Origin of the sequence: Allomuricauda sp. M10, from assembly GCF_020782875.1 — a bacterium.
Classification (GTDB): domain Bacteria; phylum Bacteroidota; class Bacteroidia; order Flavobacteriales; family Flavobacteriaceae; genus Flagellimonas.
Window position 1 is genome coordinate 173,185 of record NZ_JAJGBN010000006.1, and the last position, 16,661, is coordinate 189,845.

The window sequence follows — 16,661 nt, forward strand, 5'->3', positions numbered from 1 at the left end:
CCGATAGCCATCGGGACGTTCAGAATGACCAATGAGAGTCATTTCGATAATGCGAAGCGACGAGAAATCTTAGGAACTTCCGTTTAGACCAGCACCATTTGTTTCAGCATTTCTTTTTGGAATATGAGATTCTTCACTTTGTTCAGAATGACAATCAGGTTTCATGGTCATTTCGATATGAGGAATGAAACGACGATTGAGAAATCTTGAATACCCCACGTCATGCTGAACTGGTTTCAGCATCTCATTTAGTACTGTTAGATTCTTCATCCCGATAGCCATCGGGATGTTCAGAATGGCATTTAGAAAGCCTCATAAACCTGCTTTACAAACTCCCCAATTTTTGAAGGTTCCAACCAACGGGTTACTATGAGCAAACCACTTTTTTGGTCCACCACAATAAAATTACCCCCAAAACCTGCAGCGTAAAACACATGCTCGGGCACACCTTCCCAATGACGGGGTCCATTTTGGTTGAGCCACCACATATAGCCATAGTTTACATTGGGTACCGAAGGTGCGGTAGCCTTTTTGATCCAGCCTTCACTGATCAATCGTTGGTCTTTCCAAAGGCCATTGTTCAGGAACAACATCCCAAAACGGGCCATATCCTCAGTGGAAATAAAAAGTCCGGCACCGGAGTGTCCGCCACCTGTCACTGATTTCATTTGGATACCATCCACCTCGGTCCATGCATGGTCATATCCAAACCAACGCCAGGTGGTCGTGGCACCAATAGGGTCCATCACTTTATCCTTCAAAATCATGGGAACCGGTTTCCGCCATACATGTGTTAAGGAATAGGCCAAAACATTCACCCGAACATCATTGTATTCCATTACGGTGCCCGGTTCGTTCAGTTTTCTATATTTCCAATCGTCCAGACCTCCTTCGCGAGGTGGGCGATCAGCCCAATCCTTACCGCCCCAAAGTTCGCCGGACCAATCGGAATTCTGTTGCAATAGATGTTCCCAAGTAATCTTGGAGTTGTGTTCCCCATCAAAAGTGCCGTCCCAAATATAGTCGCCCACTTTATCATTGGTGTCTGCAATAAGTCCTTCATCCTCGGCCAAACCGGCCACGGTGGAGAGAAAGCTTTTGGTAACGCTAAAGGTCATATCTACCCGTTTGGTGTCTCCCCAAGACGTCAATAGATAGCCATTCTTAAAAATCATTCCTGCAGGTCCACCCCGCTTTTTCGTCCGTCCCAAAATTTGATGAAACGGCTCTTGCTTAAAGCCATCCAGAATGGCAATCCGTAAATCGCGGGAACCGGAATATTCGTTCGCATTGGCATATTCAACCGCTTTGGCCAATTGGTCTGCCTTGTATTTAAACTGGCTTTTTTCGGCAGTTTTCCACGTTTCGTTTCTTTCGGGGAAATGCATTTTTTGGGCCGATAAAGGGTTGCTGGCCATCAATAAAAGAAGGAGGGAAATTTTAAAAAGAGGTCTCATGTGAAGGGTTTGGTTAATTAGCGCATCAAGGTAAGGATTGTTGATGGATTTCTTGCCCTACCGCAAGAACCTTCAAGGGTGAGAAGCATTAAATGAGATTCTTCATCCCGATAGCCATCGGGAGGTTCAGAATGACAAGTAGGTTTCATGGTCATTTCGACATTTGGATGGAAACGACGATTGAGAAATCTTGAATACTCCACGTCATGCTGAACTGGTTTCAGCATCTAATAGTGTGCTGTTAGATTCTTCATCCCGATAGCCATCGGGACGTTCAGAATGACAATCTGGCTCTATAGTCATTTCGACATTTGGATGGAAACGACAATTGAGAAATCCTATATACCTCACGTCATGCTGAACTGGTTTCAGCATCCCATATAGTGCCATTAGATTCTTCATCCCGATTGCCATCGGGACGTTCAGAATGACAATAAGGTTTAAAACCGTTTTTTATGTACCTGTTCCCCTTCTTGGTTGTAGTATCTCCACGTGCCCACTTGATCATCATTACGGAAACGGCCAGTGATTTTTTCGGTGCCATTGGGATAGTACTCGGTATAGCGACCGTGTTTGAGTCCATCTTTTAAATCCACTTCAAACTTGATCGCTCCGTTCGTATACATTTTACTGTAGGAATCGGCATTCAGGTCGGTGGGATAAATGGGTTTTAGATCGAAAATAGCATCGGTGATTTCCTCAGAGGAACTATTTTGAATTGTTGGGGTTGGCTCCGGTTCTTCCTCTTGGAAAAAAGGATTCCTTTTCACCTCTTCCACATCTTGATAGTTGATCACCAACCGACTCTCGAACAGATCTTCCTCCGGGTTCAATTGAAGTCCAAACTGTGGAAAGCAAATAAGGAAATCCTTGTTCTTCTTCATTTTTTGCTTGGTTTCGGCATCGGCAAGGGCATACATATTATCAAACAAAATGGGAACATTGCTGTAAACGAAAATGGTGGATTCTGATTCGAACTTTTTATCAAAATCCCTAAAATCCTTCAAACTGGAAAGGGTCTCTTCCTGCACCACATCATCTATAATACTTTTGAGGGTATTGGGGTTATCACTAAAGATGACATATTCATCGATCTGGGTAAAATAGGGTTTGTCAAATTCATCGAACCTTCCACCCAACAGCATTTTAAAAAATCCTTTTATGGAAAGAAAGTTGATCTCGTAATCCTTGTACTTTACCGCCTTGAACTTGACAGGGGTCTTTTTCCGGATTTGTTCCAGCACAAAATCGAGGTTGGTTTTGGCCTTTTCGGCATCGTTTGCCTTTAATATCAGGGCCATATCATTTTTTCCTTTGGAAATATGGGATTGGATCTGCAAAAGGGCGATTTCGTCCCCGATCCAGCTCACAAAATTGTCCTGAACATTGATTTTCAGGAACTTTTCTACCTTCTCGATACCTTCCTGATAACTTTCGAACTGTTTGGGGTCGTTTTGTTGGACCGTTTCAAAATTCTTGTAGAACTCGGCAAAGCTGTTGAACCCATAACTGATGTACAAAGCAGTCCGTTTGGGAGCAATATTGGGAATGGTCCGTTCCGCAGTTCCCGATTTTTGCAGCGCTTCCAAGTAATATTCATTGGTATCGCTGATGTTGGTATAGCCATTTGCAGTGAGGGTGCTGTTCCGATCTAGATCAAAGTAAAATCCGGAGAACAAAAAATTCTCACTCACCCTACGGACCCAATCCGATGGGGTATCGGTAAACCGTTTTACATAATCATCAAAATAGTTGTATTGAAGGTACAACCGGAACAGATCCTCATGACCTACTTTTTGGTTGATCTGTAAAAAATTGAGGTTCCTTCCCAAAACGGGCTCCTGGTATTGGTCTATGGAAGCCTCCACCAGCGAATGGGTATAAGAGGCCACCAATTGGTTTTTGATGAAGGCGAGATACATGGTCTCCTTACTTTCGCGATCATGGACTTCCAAAATCTCGTGGTCGTGGTACATGCGTTTGCTCATCACGTAATCATCATTGAGCAAGGTGTTCAAATACGTTTTCAGCAATTGCAGTTTGGCAATACGTTTTAGATCCAACACATAAAAAATACCATAATCCTTGGGAGAGATCATGTGGATGGAAATGAACAGCGACCGACCATCAAAAAACTCGAAGAGCTTGTGGTTGTCATTGAAAACGGTATCCACTTTTTGAATGTTCTCCGTGAGTTCGGCAAAGTAACCGTTCTTTTGGAGATGCTGCCAAGCGGCACTCTCGCTCACCTTGTCCCAACTTTCCACTGGGCGTTCCGATTCAATGATAAACACTGCATCCTTCGGGATCAAGTAAATGGATTGCAGATTGGTTTTGGGAGATAGTACAAAAATATAGGCCAAATAGCACAGGTACAGTGCCAGTAGGGCCAAAAAACCGTAAAAAATCCTTTTTTTGGTCATTGTTCCTAAAGTGTCTCTTTTTAAAACGAAGGAGTTCCCGTTTTAGTTTAGACCTAGGAATGGTAACGAAAAATTAAAGTTGTTTCAGGTCCTTTATAGTCTTGAAGGCCACATCAACCTGTTCATCGTTCACCAAAATGGTAAACTCGTTGGTAGTGGAAATCACTTCATACAATACAATGCCTTCCCAAGCCAATCTTTGGAAAATAAAGTAATAGATCCCGGGAACGGAAACGTTCTCTGCCGGTAATTTTACCGTGATAGAGGAAAGTCCTTCCGCCTTTTGGGTGCAACGTTCGTGTTTGAAATATTTTTCCACCACGCTGTCCATAATGTTACTGATCACAATATTGATCTCGTTCACCCCTCGGGAAGAAGTATAGAACACATCCTGGTTGGCATTCACCTCTTCCAACAGTTTGGCCTGTTGCTCCAACATGGTATCGGAAGCCAAGAAGGTGTAGTCCGATAAGTTGGATCGCACGGTGATCTCACCGATGTTCTTAAGGACCTTTACGATCTTGTGGGTGGCGCGGAACTCAAGATCATCAGAAAGACGCTTTAGGGCCATCACAATGGCACCATCCTTTACATCTTTACCCAATTCATCGGCAATTTCCGGTTTGATCTGGCGAGAAAGGGAAGTGAGGTTAATAATACCCTGTGCCAGAGCCGTTTGGAGGAACGGTTTTTTCTTAATGTAGTGCTCAACTACTGCTGATATTGTTTTCATTGAGGATTGGTTTGGCACAAAAATAACATATTGTTACAAAACAAACAAATGGTTAAAAATAATGAAATGCATTTTCCAGATGCTCCAAAACCGTTTTGTTCTTCATTTTTATCACTTTGATCACGTCAAAACGCACCTCCAGATCCAGGTCATTATCCATCACAAATTGATGGGCCGCTAGGGTCAAAAGTTTGATTTTTTTGGCACTAATCACGGTTGTCATATCCTCCAGAAACCCTATATTCCTTGACTTTACCTCCACCATGGCAAGAATGTTTCCCTTCTTGGCCACAATATCAATTTCCGCCTTGAGGTATCGGTAATTTTGAGTCAAAATCTCATACCCCTCATCTCTCAGATAATCAATGGCTTTCTGTTCGCCAAACTTCCCAAAATCGTTATGTGTTGCCATGAAAAAAAAGCAATATCAAAAAAATTTATGCATTTCATCGAAAAATTTGGTAGTTCACGGACATTGAAACGTTAAGATTGTAATTTGTTGGCCCAATTGAACCACATCCAACATTAGCATAAACATATAGTTGCCCCAAAACTATGTACCTAATTAACGCCAGACATTGCTATGGAGTACTTCATCAATTGTAATACCTCAACTTTGGCGCCGTACACAACTCCTTTGGATGAGTTACGCGCGGCCCATTTGTACCGAAGGCTAGGTTTTAGTGCCTCTGTGGACACCATTAATGCTGCTGTTGGACAAACGGCAGGTTCCCTTGTGGACAATTTGGTCAACCAGGCACTAGCAGCGCCCGTGATCCCAGCACCCGCCTGGGCCGATTGGAACAATGCCAACTACCCCGCAGATGACGATCTTGCCAATCAGATGAGACGGGCCCAACAAGACGAATTCACCACACAATATGGTAATGCCCTATTGGACAATGGACTTCGCGACAGGTTAAGTTTCTTCTGGAGCAACCACTTTGTAACCCAGTTGGAAGTATATAACTGTAACCAGTTCCTTTATTATTACATCAATTGCCTTCAACGTAATGCATTGGGCAACTTCAAGACCTTCACCAGTGAAATTGGTCTTACCAGTGCCATGCTGTATTATTTGGATGGTGTAAGCAACCGAGGGAACAACCCCAACGAAAACTATGCCCGTGAGCTCTATGAGCTTTTCACCCTTGGTGAGGGCAATAACTATACGGAGCAAGATATTATTGAAACCGCAAAAGCGCTTTCAGGATATACCGAAAGAGGAGAGGAAGGATGTACCCAGGTTACCTTTGACCCTACCGAATTCAATACTGGAAACAAGACCATTTTTGGCCAGACCGGTAATTGGGACTATGATGATGTCATTGATATTTTGTTCAACCAGAGAGCGAACGAAATTGGATGGTACATCTGCAAAAAACTATATGAATTCTTTGTTCATCCTGATTCTACAGGTGATGATGGTAATGGCATTGCCCCTCAGATCATTGATGGGTTGGCCCAAACCTTTATTTCCAACAACTTCGATATCGATCCGGTTATTAGACAACTTTTCAAGAGCCAGCACTTTTTTGATGAGACCGCTATTGGCGTTATCATCAAAAGTCCTGCGGATCTTTATTTTAACTTTATAAAGGAGACCAACTTCGCTTATGATGACATGGATGTCATCAACCTAGTGGATTCCTGTTCCCTAATAGGTCAGACCTTTTTTCAACCTCCAGAAGTGGAAGGTTGGCAGAGGGACCGAACTTGGATCAACACGAATTTCATTATAGGTCGATGGTTGACCATGGAAGTCTATATTGATCGTTTCTTCCAAAACGATCCTGAACAGTTCAGAACTTTGGCCATGGATGCAGTAGGTCCGGCCAACATGAATACCAGCAATCCAGAAATTGTGGTAAGGGCATTGGTAGATAAATTCACTCCAAAGGGCCTTTTGACGGATGCCGATTTTGAAAAGGCCATGGATGCCTTCAAGATCGATGATGTACCCGAAGACTATTATTCACCGGATTATATTCCAGGTGGAAACAGTTGGTGGATCCTTTCCTCCAGTATGGAAGTTCCTACCCAAGTACATGTTTTATTACGCCATTTGTCCAGAGAACCTGAATTTCAACTTAAATAACCCTTCACCATGTGCGATACCCATCATACCCACGATACATCCCCATACAAAGGCCTCGAACACGATGGTCACGATCAGGAACACACCAAATGGAGTCGAAGGTCCTTTTTGCAGGCCCTCGGAATTGCCGGTTCAGGTTCCATGTTCTTGGGGAGCCATTTGATCTCGGCTTCTGCCCCATCCCCATTTACGGCGGCAGTTGCAGCAGCGGAGACCGATAATATTCTGATCCTCATCAGATTATCTGGCGGAAATGACGGCTTGAGTACCGTTATTCCGATCCAACAATATGATTCTTATGCCAATGCAAGGCCCAACATCTATATCCCTGAAAGTAAAGTCCTAAAACTTACCAATGATTTTGGCGTGCCCACCTATATGAGTGCCTTGGAATCCATGTGGGGCGATGGCCAATTCAAGGCGGTTCACGGTGTAGGATACCAAAACCAAAGTTTGTCCCACTTTACGGGATCAGATATTTTTGCCAACACCGATTTGACCACCACTGGTTTTTCTGGAGAAAATACCGGATGGATGGGAAGACATTTTGAGCAACTCTATCCAGATTACCTCATCAACCCACCGGCTGCTCCGGCGGCCATCCAAATCGGGAATTTGGCCAATCTTATTTTCCAGGGAGAGGAAACCAACTATGCTTTTGTGACCAGCAATGTGGATCAATTGGAACAAATCGCCCAAACAGGTACCTTTTATGACATTGAAAACGCTCCGTTTGATGACTGTATGTACGGTGACCAGCTTCGCTTTTTAAGAGGCGTTGCCAACACCACCTACGAATATGCCGGTATCATCCACGATGCCTATATGAGAGGTCAAAACCAAGTGGTATACCAAGAAAACGGCTTTGCAAGACAATTGGCCCTATTGGCCCGATTGATCAAAGGTAATTTGGGAACCAAGGTATACATGATCTCCATGGGAGGTTTTGATACCCATGGTAACCAACCCATTGTGCATGAAAGGTTGATGTCCAACCTTTCCATTGCCATCAACAATTTTTATGAAGATATTGCCTTTACCCAGCAAGACGATAAGGTATTGAGCATGACATTCTCCGAGTTCGGAAGAAGGATTTTTGAGAACGGATCCAATGGTACCGATCACGGTAAGGCCGCTCCCACCCTTTTCTTCGGATCGGGTTTGAACGGTAGTGCCTTTGTGGGTGATCACCCATCTTTGGACGAACCAAACAACCGTGGAAACCTGGAATACACCATGGACTTTAGGGACCTTTATGGTACCGTATTGGCCGAATGGTTATGCATACCAAGAACTTCAGTAGAAGCACATTTATTGGGCTATCAATACAAAGCCATAGATCTAGGATTTAATTGTAGTGGCGAAACGTTTGACGATATTGCCATGGACAACGATCCACCGATTTTACCAGATACCCCACCGAGTCCAGACCCAGAAAACCCCAATCCAGATATTTTGGACGGCATTGTACACGCCGCCGTTTATCCAGCAACTTCACCACGAAATCCAAGCATCTATCTGGATATGCCCGTGGCTGCCCATGTTGACATCGAATTGTTCAACATTTTGGGACAACGGGTGGGCACCATTTTTAACGAAATGCTGATGGAAGGGCCAATAGAGATCAATATCCGTGATCGTATGCGCGATACACTTTCCACCGGAAAATACATTTATAGAATTTCGGTGAGCGGTAAAAAAATGAGTAAATCAGTGATGATTTCCTAAAGAAGCGGGACACTTTGCTATCTATTTTTGGATACCTTCGAGAATGCACCCCAAACCCCAATACAGGTCGCATTTTCGGAGGTGTCCTTTTTTATGACCGATCCCGTTAAATTCAGTATTTTTGGGGCCTAATTTAAAGATTTCATGGCCCAGCAAACCAATCCATCAAGATATACCATAACCGCAGCACTTCCCTACACCAATGGCCCCATCCATATTGGGCACTTGGCCGGGGTTTATGTTCCTGCGGATATCTATTCCCGTTATTTAAGACTGAAGGGCAACGATGTGGCCTTTGTTTGTGGTAGCGACGAACATGGTGTGGCCATATCCATGAAAGCCAAAAAAGAAGGGGTTACTCCAAAAGAAGTGATTGATAAATACCACAGTATCATCAAAAAATCTTTTGCAGATTTTGGCATTTCATTCGATAATTATTCCAGAACTTCCGCAGAAGTGCATCATAAAACAGCTTCCGATTTTTTTGTGAAACTGTACAATCAAGGTGATTTTATTGAAGAGGAAACCGAGCAGTTGTATGATGATGAGGCCAAGCAATTTTTGGCCGATCGTTTCGTCATCGGTACCTGTCCCAAATGTGGCAATGAGGAAGCATATGGGGATCAATGTGAACGCTGCGGATCCTCGTTGAACGCAACCGATCTCATCAACCCAAAATCAACCATAACCGGAACGGTTCCTTCCCTAAAAAAGACCAAGCATTGGTTTTTGCCTTTGGATCGCTATGAAGGATTTTTAAAGGAATGGATCCTTGATGGTCACAAGTCCGATTGGAAACCCAATGTTTACGGCCAGTGTAAATCTTGGATTGATGACGGATTAAAGCCGCGTGCGGTGACCCGCGACCTCGACTGGGGAATTCCAGTACCCGTTGAAGGTGGTGAAGGCAAAGTCCTCTATGTGTGGTTCGACGCGCCGATTGGTTACATTTCATCTACCAAGGAATGGGCGGAACGGGAAGGCAAGGACTGGGAACCTTATTGGAAAAGCAAGGACACCAAACTGGTCCATTTTATCGGGAAGGACAACATTGTGTTCCATTGCATTATCTTCCCAAGTATGCTAAAGGCACATGGCGACTATATTTTACCTGAAAATGTTCCGGCCAACGAATTCCTGAATCTGGAAGGCAACAAATTGTCCACTTCCAAGAACTGGGCAGTGTGGTTGCACGAGTATTTGGAGGAATTCCCCGATATGCAGGACGTGCTTCGTTATGCCTTAACAGCCAACGCACCTGAAACCAAGGACAATGACTTTACCTGGAAGGATTATCAGGCACGTAACAACAACGAACTGGTGGCCATTTTTGGCAATTTCGTGAACCGTGTTGCCGTGCTTACCCATAAATATTATAACGGGGTGGTTCCTGCTCCAAACACTTTTTCTGAAGTGGATCTTGAAACTTTGGAGGCCCTAAAAGGGTTCCCTGAAATCTTGTCCAATTCCCTGGAGCGGTACCGTTTCCGTGAAGGAAGTCAGGAACTGATGAACTTGGCTCGATTGGGCAATAAATATTTGGCTGACGAAGAACCTTGGAAACTTATCAAAACCGATGAGGAACGCGTGAAGACCATCATGTATGTGGCACTTCAGATTGCGACAGGACTTGCCATATTGAGCGAACCGCTTTTGCCGTTTACTTCAAACAAGTTAAAAGGGATTCTTCGCGTTGCTCAGAATGACCAAAATAGTGTCATTTCGAGCGCAGTCGAGAAATCTATTGGTTGGGACGACCTTGCCTCAGAAGACACTCTGCTCCCAGCCGGACACCAACTCAACCCCAGTGAATTACTTTTCCGAAAAATTGAGGATGAAGAGATCCAAAAACAATTGGACAAACTGGAAGCCACTAAAAAATCCAACGCTTCGACTACATCGAACACAAATACAACTGAAAACGAGATAATGCCACAAAAAGAAACCATCGCCTACGAAGACTTTGCAAAAATGGACATGAGGGTAGGTACCATTCTAGAAGCGGAAAAAATGCCAAAGGCCGATAAGCTTTTGGTGTTGAAAATTGACACAGGCTTGGACACCCGAACCATTGTTTCAGGCATTGCGGAAAGTTTTAAACCGGAGGACATCATCGGTAAAAAAGTGACCGTTCTCGTGAACTTGGCCCCTCGAAAACTACGTGGTGTGGAAAGTGAGGGCATGATCTTGATGACGGAAAACCAAGAGGGAAAACTCGTTTTTATGAACCCTGATGAGGATGGGGTTAACAACGGGGAAGGTATAAGTTAACTCATATCCAAAGAAACTGTCCGGTCGAGCGCAGTCGAGACCAGTTTTAAAAATTGGATGGTAAGACTTCTGGACTGCGCTCGAAGTGACAACTACTTAACAAACATCATGCGACTCATACCCTATATCGTTCAACATACCCAATTGTCGGAAAAAAGTGTGGAGCATACCGTGGCACTTTTGAACGAAGATTGTACCATTCCCTTTATCTCCAGATACCGAAAGGAACGCACAGGAAATTTGGATGAAGTCCAGATAGGGGCCATTGTGCAGTACAAAACCCAATTTGAGGCCCTTGAAAAGAGGAAAGCGGCCATCGTTAAAGCGGTGGAAGAACAAGGAGCCCTCACCCCAGAACTCAAGGCCAAATTTTTGGGCTGCATGGACCTGACCAGTCTGGAAGACCTATACCTTCCTTTCAAGAAGAGTAAAAAGACAAAAGCAGAGACCGCCCGTAAAAATGGACTGGAACCCTTGGCCAAGATTATTATGGCGCAAAATGCCGATGAAATCGAGTTCATCGCTTCCAAATATCTCAACAAGGAGGTCATAAACGAGGATGAAGCGTTGGAAGGTGCCCGACATATCATTGCCGAGTGGATCAACGAACGGGGCGATATCCGCAATCAATTGCGCAGCCAATTGGAACGCCATGCCTTGATCAGCACGCAAGTGATCAAGATCAAAAAAGACGATGAGAAGGCACAAAAATTCCAGGATTATTTTGATTGGAGCGAACCTTTGGAACGATGCCCCTCCCACCGATTTTTAGCCATCATGAGGGCAGAAAAGGAAGGATTCATCCGGGTGAAAATTGAAATTGATGAAGAACGGGCCCTTCAGAATATGGAACGGCGTTTGATCAAATCGAACAATGCCTGTGCGGAACAAATTGAAATGGCCATCGCCGATGCCTACAAAAGGCTATTGTTTCCATCCCTTTCCAACGAACTTTTAAGCATTGCCAAAGAAAAGGCCGACTTGGCCGCCATACAGGTGTTCTCCAAAAACCTAAAGCAATTGCTCTTGGGTGCTCCCTTGGGCGAAAAACGCATTTTGGCCATCGACCCAGGGTTCCGGACAGGATGTAAAGTGGTGTGTTTGGATGAACACGGCGATTTGAAGCACAACGAAACCATTTATCCCCATGCACCGCAAAATGACCGAACTGGGGCCATTAAAAAAATTAGTTCCTTGGTGGATGCCTATAAAATTGAGGCTATTGCCATAGGAAATGGGACCGCATCTCGAGAAACCGAACAATTGATCAAACGCATTCCCTTTAAAAAACCAATTGAAGTATTTGTGGTGAGCGAAGCTGGGGCTTCCATCTATTCGGCTTCCAAGATTGCCAGGGATGAGTTTCCCAATTATGATGTTACCGTTCGGGGAGCGGTTTCCATTGGTCGCCGATTGGCCGATCCGTTGGCCGAACTGGTGAAGATCGATGCCAAATCCATTGGGGTGGGGCAATACCAGCACGATGTGGACCAAACCCAATTGAAATCTTCTTTGGACACTGTGGTGGAAAGTTGTGTGAACGCTGTGGGCGTCAACATCAATACGGCAAGTATTCCGCTGCTCAGCTATGTTTCTGGAATCGGACCCAAATTGGCCGAAAACATTGTGGCACATCGCAATGAAAATGGGGCTTTCAAAAATAGGGATGAAATCAAAAAAGTGGCCCGTTTGGGTGGTAAGGCCTTTGAACAAAGTGCCGGCTTTTTGCGCATCAAAAATGGCGATAATCCTTTGGATGATTCTTCGGTACACCCTGAAAGTTATAGCTTGGTGGCCAAAATGGCCAAGGACCAAAAAATTCCACTTCAGGAAATTGTTGGGAACAAAGCTGCCCTGCAGCGCATCGAACTAAAATCCTATTGTACGGAAACCATTGGTATGCCCACTTTGGAAGATATTGTAAAAGAGCTGGAAAAACCGGGTTTGGACGTAAGGGAAAAAGCCAAGGTGTTCACGTTTGACCAGAATATCAGGGAAATTACGGATCTGAGACAAGGACAATTGCTGCCCGGTATTGTGAACAACATCACCAACTTTGGATGCTTTGTGGATGTCGGGATCAAGGAAAGTGGCCTGATCCATATTTCCAATCTATCCGATACTTTTGTAAAAGATGTCAACGAACATGTTAGCCTTCATCAACAAGTGATCGTTAAGGTGTTGGATGTGGATGTCCCTAGAAAACGGATTCAGTTGGCGCTGCACAAATAACTTTTTACATGCTCAAGATTGCCTATCACCCCATCTATAAACATCATTTACCGGATGGGCATCGGTTTCCCATGGCGAAATATGAGCTGTTGCCCCAACAATTGCTCCATGAAGGTACTTGTGGTCCAGAGCATTTTTATGAGCCTTCCATACCTGATGATGAGCACATTTTAGCCGTTCATGATGAAGGGTATTACAGCGATTTGTTGAATCTGGAGATTCCTCCGAAAGAGGCTAGAAAAATTGGTTTTCCCTTGAGTAAGGAACTCGTTTTGCGGGAACGTATCATTGCCGATGGCACCATAAAGGATGCGAATTTGCCTTGGAACATGGTATCGCCATGAACATCGCCGGGGGAACGCATCACGCCTATTCCAATCGTGGGGAAGCCTTTTGCATGCTGAACGATCAAGCCATCGGCGCCCGATACTTGCAGCGTAACAAACAGATTAACAATATCTTGATCGTAGATTTGGACGTACACCAAGGAAATGGAACTGCCGAAATTTTTCAGACCGACCGTTCTGTTTTTACTTTTTCCATGCATGGGAAAGGCAATTATCCTTTTAAAAAGGAAGTTTCCGATTTGGACATTGCTTTGGAGAAGGGCACTACGGACCAGGAGTATCTTTCTATCCTAAAAAATACCCTCCCATCGTTGTTGGAAAAGGTACGTCCCGAATTCATCTTTTACCTCTGTGGGGTAGATGTTTTGGAAACGGACAAACTAGGCACCCTATCCCTTACTTTGGAAGGGTGCAAGGAACGGGACCGCTTTGTATTGCAAACCTGCCACGATGCCAACATTCCTGTACAGTGTAGTATGGGTGGCGGGTATTCCCCAGAAATCAAGATTATTGTTGAAGCCCATGCGAACACCTTTCGATTGGCACAGGATATTTATGCGTAATTTTGCGGATTATCCAAATTTTCAACCTTCATGAAAATACTGAACTACCTATTTCTCCTGATTATTGTTGCACCTGTGATGGGTCAAGTAGACGAAAAAGAAAAAAATCTTTGGAACGATTTCACCTATGACATCGGGAATGTTTTTGGTGGCGTGGGGTATGCTTATTCCCGACCCTTTCATTGGCAAGGTAACGATTGGGCCAATTTTGGATACTTGACAGGAGGCACCCTTTTATTGGCAACAGTGGATGAAGAGGTAAATCATTGGAAAAATGGATTTAGACAAGATATTCCTGATTTTGTAATCGATTATGGTCATGAATACGGTAGCCCTGAGAACAATTATATGCTTACGGGTGGCGTATATCTAGCAGGATTGTTCACCAAAAACGAAAAGTTAAGACGCACCGGGGTCCTGTTGATTTCCTCTGCCACTGCAGGTGGTTTTCTTCAACAAGTAAGCAAACGGATCATTGGGAGGGCCAGACCCAAAAGTGGGGAAAGCTCGGATACTTTTGACCCCTTCCACTTGAACCGCGTCTACAATTATGATTCCTTTCCTTCGGGTCACGCCATGCTGGCCTTCAGTAATGCGTATGCCATTGCAAAGCAATTCCGAAGTCCTTGGGTAAAGGCCGGAATTTATACCGTTGGGTTGATTCCCGGTTTTGTTCGGGTGGTGGACGACTTCCATTGGTTTTCCGATGTGGCCTTCAGTACGGTACTGAGTATTTTCATTGTGGAATCCATTGACCGGTATTTGGATTCGAAATATGATGAAAAGTATAACCACAATAGTAAAGAGGTAAGCTGGAATCTGTCCTTCGGACCCAATACGATGGGTGTGTCCCTTCGATTTTAATTGAATCTAAACGTCATTGTGTTAATTATTTATTTAGATTGAATTAAAATAATTATTTTTGCCTTCTCTGTTCCAAGTGATGGGTAAAAAGAAGAAGGAAAAAAAGAAACTCAAAAAAGCATTGCTGAAGAATTTGTCCAACCAAGGCAAATTGAAATCCAAATGCTGTGAGAAATTCAAAAAAGGGGAGAACAAACGTTGCTCCAAATGCCCTTGTTTCGACCTTTTGAAGAAAGTGGCCTAGTCCCAACCTCTCCTCCAAAACTCCTATTCCATCCCTTTTCCTGGCTGTCTCATTTCCCAAGCTCCCGATTATGTTCTATTTTAGGGACAAATTAAAACCATCATGTTACGGAAAACCTCTCTACTCATCACACTGCTGTTGGCCAACAGCGTATTTCTTTTGGCCCAGGAACAAGATCCTGTCGTTCAGGCCATCTTAAAGGAAGCCAATGAAAACTCACAACTCGAAACCCTAGGTCACGAGTTGATGGACGGCATCGGACCCCGATTGGTCGGAACCCCACAAATGAAAAAGGCCCATGATTGGGCCGTTGCCAAATATGCTGGCTGGGGTATTTCCGCCAAAAATGAACAATGGGGCGAATGGAAAGGTTGGGAACGCGGCATTTCACATATCGATATGGTATACCCAAGGGTACAAAGCCTGCAAGGGACCCAATTGGCATGGAGCCCTGCCACCCCTAAAAAAGGGACCACTGCCGAATTGGTAGTTTTACCTATGGTAAAGGATTCCATGGAATTTGTAAAATGGTTGCCCACAGTTAAGGGCAAAATGGTCATGGTCTCCAAATTGGAACCTACCGGAAGACCAGATTACAACTGGGAAGAATTTGCCACCGAAAAGTCGTTCGAAAAAATGAAACAGGAGCGCGACGAAATGGACAAGGCATGGAACGCCAATATGAAGAGCATGGGGTATAACTCCAGAACCCTGCCTGAAGCCTTGGAAGCTGCCGGCGCGGTTGGAATCATTGCTTCTTATTGGTCCAAAGGATTTGGGGTGAACAAAATCTTCAGTGCCCGTACCAAAAAAATCCCTACTGTGGATTTGGAATTGGAAGATTATGGCATGCTATACCGTTTGGTGGAATCTGGACAAAAACCACAGATCCACGTGGTGGCCGAGTCCAAAGATTTGGGGGTATCGCCTACCTTCAACACCATTGCAGAAATTAAAGGTTCCGAAAAACCGGATGAATATGTTATCCTGTCCGCCCATTTCGATTCTTGGGATGGAGGTACCGGAGCTACCGATAACGGAACCGGAACCTTGGTGATGATGGAAGCCATGCGCATCTTGAAAAAAGCCTATCCCAACCCAAAACGAACCATTTTGGTGGGACACTGGGGCAGTGAGGAACAAGGACTGAACGGATCTAGGGCCTATGTTGAGGACCACCCTGAGATTGTTGCAGGAGTACAGGCTGTTTTCAATCAGGATAATGGTACCGGTAGGGTGGTACGCATCACTGGCGGTGGATTTTTGAATGCCTATGACTATTTGGGCAAATGGTTGCATGCTGTTCCAAAGGAAATCACCGATGAAATTGAAACTTCGTTCCCGGGTACGCCCGCAAGAGGGGGTTCGGATTATGCATCGTTTCAAGCTGCTGGTGCACCTGCATTCAGTTTAAGTTCTCTGAACTGGTCGTATTGGAACTATACCTGGCACACCAACAGGGATACCTATGACAAGATCATTTTTGATGATGTGCGTAACAATGCCATCCTTACGGCAATCTTGGCCTATATGGCCAGTGAGTATCCCGAGAAAACGGATCGTGCCAAAGCAATTTTGCCTTTGGACGACAGTACTGGGGAACCGGCTGAATGGCCATCTCCCCGCTCACCGGAACGCAAAGGTGGTTTGGAAGACAACTAACGAGATAAAATAAAAACGCCCCGAATTTTTCGGGGCGTT

At 44.5% G+C, this 16,661-nt stretch carries 13 protein-coding genes and 1 pseudogene; 8 read left to right on the forward strand and 6 right to left on the reverse strand.

Translation table 11 applies throughout. The features are described 5' to 3' along the window. Positions 1-69 precede the first annotated feature (69 nt). The 6 genes from LKX84_RS15245 to LKX84_RS15265 all read right to left on the reverse strand — a co-directional run bounded on the left by LKX84_RS15245 (position 70) and on the right by LKX84_RS15265 (position 5,025). The gene (locus LKX84_RS15245; RefSeq protein WP_228238088.1) at positions 70-243 is read right to left on the reverse strand and encodes a hypothetical protein; all 174 of its coding nucleotides are present in this window, start codon (positions 241-243) and stop codon (positions 70-72) included. Positions 244-302: 59 nt separating this feature from the next. Beyond that, on the reverse strand, positions 303-1,457 hold the full coding sequence (locus LKX84_RS15250; protein ID WP_228238092.1) for a serine hydrolase domain-containing protein: 1,155 nt from the start codon (positions 1,455-1,457) through the stop codon (positions 303-305). Positions 1,458-1,474: 17 nt separating this feature from the next. Continuing rightward, entirely contained in the window at positions 1,475-1,606 is a 132-nt protein-coding gene (locus tag LKX84_RS17970; RefSeq protein ID WP_262909162.1) for a hypothetical protein, read from the reverse strand. Between the two features lie 291 nt (positions 1,607-1,897). Continuing rightward, positions 1,898-3,880: a DUF3352 domain-containing protein gene (locus tag LKX84_RS15255; protein WP_228238096.1), complete on the reverse strand. Its 1,983-nt coding sequence runs from the start codon at positions 3,878-3,880 to the stop codon at positions 1,898-1,900. A gap of 73 nt (positions 3,881-3,953) precedes the next feature. After that, on the reverse strand, positions 3,954-4,613 hold the full coding sequence (locus LKX84_RS15260; RefSeq protein ID WP_228238097.1) for an aspartate kinase: 660 nt from the start codon (positions 4,611-4,613) through the stop codon (positions 3,954-3,956). Between the two features lie 52 nt (positions 4,614-4,665). After that, positions 4,666-5,025 carry a YraN family protein gene (locus tag LKX84_RS15265; protein WP_228238098.1) on the reverse strand — a complete coding sequence of 120 codons (360 nt, stop codon included), beginning with the start codon at positions 5,023-5,025 and terminating at the stop codon, positions 4,666-4,668. Positions 5,026-5,196: 171 nt separating this feature from the next. Between LKX84_RS15265 and LKX84_RS15270 the strand changes: the two genes are divergently transcribed. The 8 genes and pseudogenes from LKX84_RS15270 to LKX84_RS15305 all read left to right on the forward strand — a co-directional run bounded on the left by LKX84_RS15270 (position 5,197) and on the right by LKX84_RS15305 (position 16,622). After that, complete coding sequence (locus LKX84_RS15270; protein ID WP_228238099.1) at positions 5,197-6,711, forward strand: DUF1800 family protein; 1,515 nt, start codon at positions 5,197-5,199, stop codon at positions 6,709-6,711. Between the two features lie 9 nt (positions 6,712-6,720). After that, positions 6,721-8,439: a DUF1501 domain-containing protein gene (locus LKX84_RS15275; RefSeq protein ID WP_228238100.1), complete on the forward strand. Its 1,719-nt coding sequence runs from the start codon at positions 6,721-6,723 to the stop codon at positions 8,437-8,439. Between the two features lie 144 nt (positions 8,440-8,583). Then, a complete protein-coding gene (metG, locus tag LKX84_RS15280) occupies positions 8,584-10,710 on the forward strand; it encodes a methionine--tRNA ligase (RefSeq protein ID WP_228238102.1) in 2,127 nt (708 codons plus the stop codon). A 108-nt stretch (positions 10,711-10,818) separates the two neighbouring features. Then, entirely contained in the window at positions 10,819-12,942 is a 2,124-nt protein-coding gene (locus tag LKX84_RS15285; RefSeq protein ID WP_228238103.1) for a Tex family protein, read from the forward strand. Positions 12,943-12,950: 8 nt separating this feature from the next. After that, positions 12,951-13,852 (forward strand): annotated as a pseudogene (locus LKX84_RS15290) (histone deacetylase). A 30-nt stretch (positions 13,853-13,882) separates the two neighbouring features. Continuing rightward, the gene (locus LKX84_RS15295) at positions 13,883-14,716 is read left to right on the forward strand and encodes a phosphatase PAP2 family protein (RefSeq protein WP_228238104.1); all 834 of its coding nucleotides are present in this window, start codon (positions 13,883-13,885) and stop codon (positions 14,714-14,716) included. A gap of 58 nt (positions 14,717-14,774) precedes the next feature. Then, positions 14,775-14,960 carry a hypothetical protein gene (locus LKX84_RS15300; RefSeq protein WP_143070710.1) on the forward strand — a complete coding sequence of 62 codons (186 nt, stop codon included), beginning with the start codon at positions 14,775-14,777 and terminating at the stop codon, positions 14,958-14,960. A 102-nt stretch (positions 14,961-15,062) separates the two neighbouring features. Next, the gene (locus LKX84_RS15305; protein WP_228238105.1) at positions 15,063-16,622 is read left to right on the forward strand and encodes a M20/M25/M40 family metallo-hydrolase; all 1,560 of its coding nucleotides are present in this window, start codon (positions 15,063-15,065) and stop codon (positions 16,620-16,622) included. Positions 16,623-16,661: the final 39 nt, after the last annotated feature.

Bases quoted from the DNA above. Each gene is read 5' to 3' on its own strand.
- LKX84_RS15260 (WP_228238097.1), bottom strand. From the start codon at position 4,613: ATGAAAACAATATCAGCAGTAGTTGAGCACTACATTAAGAAAAAACCG.
- LKX84_RS15275 (WP_228238100.1), top strand. From the start codon at position 6,721: ATGTGCGATACCCATCATACCCACGATACATCCCCATACAAAGGCCTC.
- LKX84_RS15295 (WP_228238104.1), top strand. From the start codon at position 13,883: ATGAAAATACTGAACTACCTATTTCTCCTGATTATTGTTGCACCTGTG.
- LKX84_RS15255 (WP_228238096.1), bottom strand. From the start codon at position 3,880: ATGACCAAAAAAAGGATTTTTTACGGTTTTTTGGCCCTACTGGCACTG.
- LKX84_RS15245 (WP_228238088.1), bottom strand. From the start codon at position 243: ATGCTGAAACCAGTTCAGCATGACGTGGGGTATTCAAGATTTCTCAAT.
- LKX84_RS15305 (WP_228238105.1), top strand. From the start codon at position 15,063: ATGTTACGGAAAACCTCTCTACTCATCACACTGCTGTTGGCCAACAGC.
- LKX84_RS15270 (WP_228238099.1), top strand. From the start codon at position 5,197: ATGGAGTACTTCATCAATTGTAATACCTCAACTTTGGCGCCGTACACA.
- LKX84_RS15265 (WP_228238098.1), bottom strand. From the start codon at position 5,025: ATGGCAACACATAACGATTTTGGGAAGTTTGGCGAACAGAAAGCCATT.
- metG (WP_228238102.1), top strand. From the start codon at position 8,584: ATGGCCCAGCAAACCAATCCATCAAGATATACCATAACCGCAGCACTT.
- LKX84_RS15250 (WP_228238092.1), bottom strand. From the start codon at position 1,457: ATGAGACCTCTTTTTAAAATTTCCCTCCTTCTTTTATTGATGGCCAGC.
- LKX84_RS15285 (WP_228238103.1), top strand. From the start codon at position 10,819: ATGCGACTCATACCCTATATCGTTCAACATACCCAATTGTCGGAAAAA.
- LKX84_RS17970 (WP_262909162.1), bottom strand. From the start codon at position 1,606: ATGAAACCTACTTGTCATTCTGAACCTCCCGATGGCTATCGGGATGAA.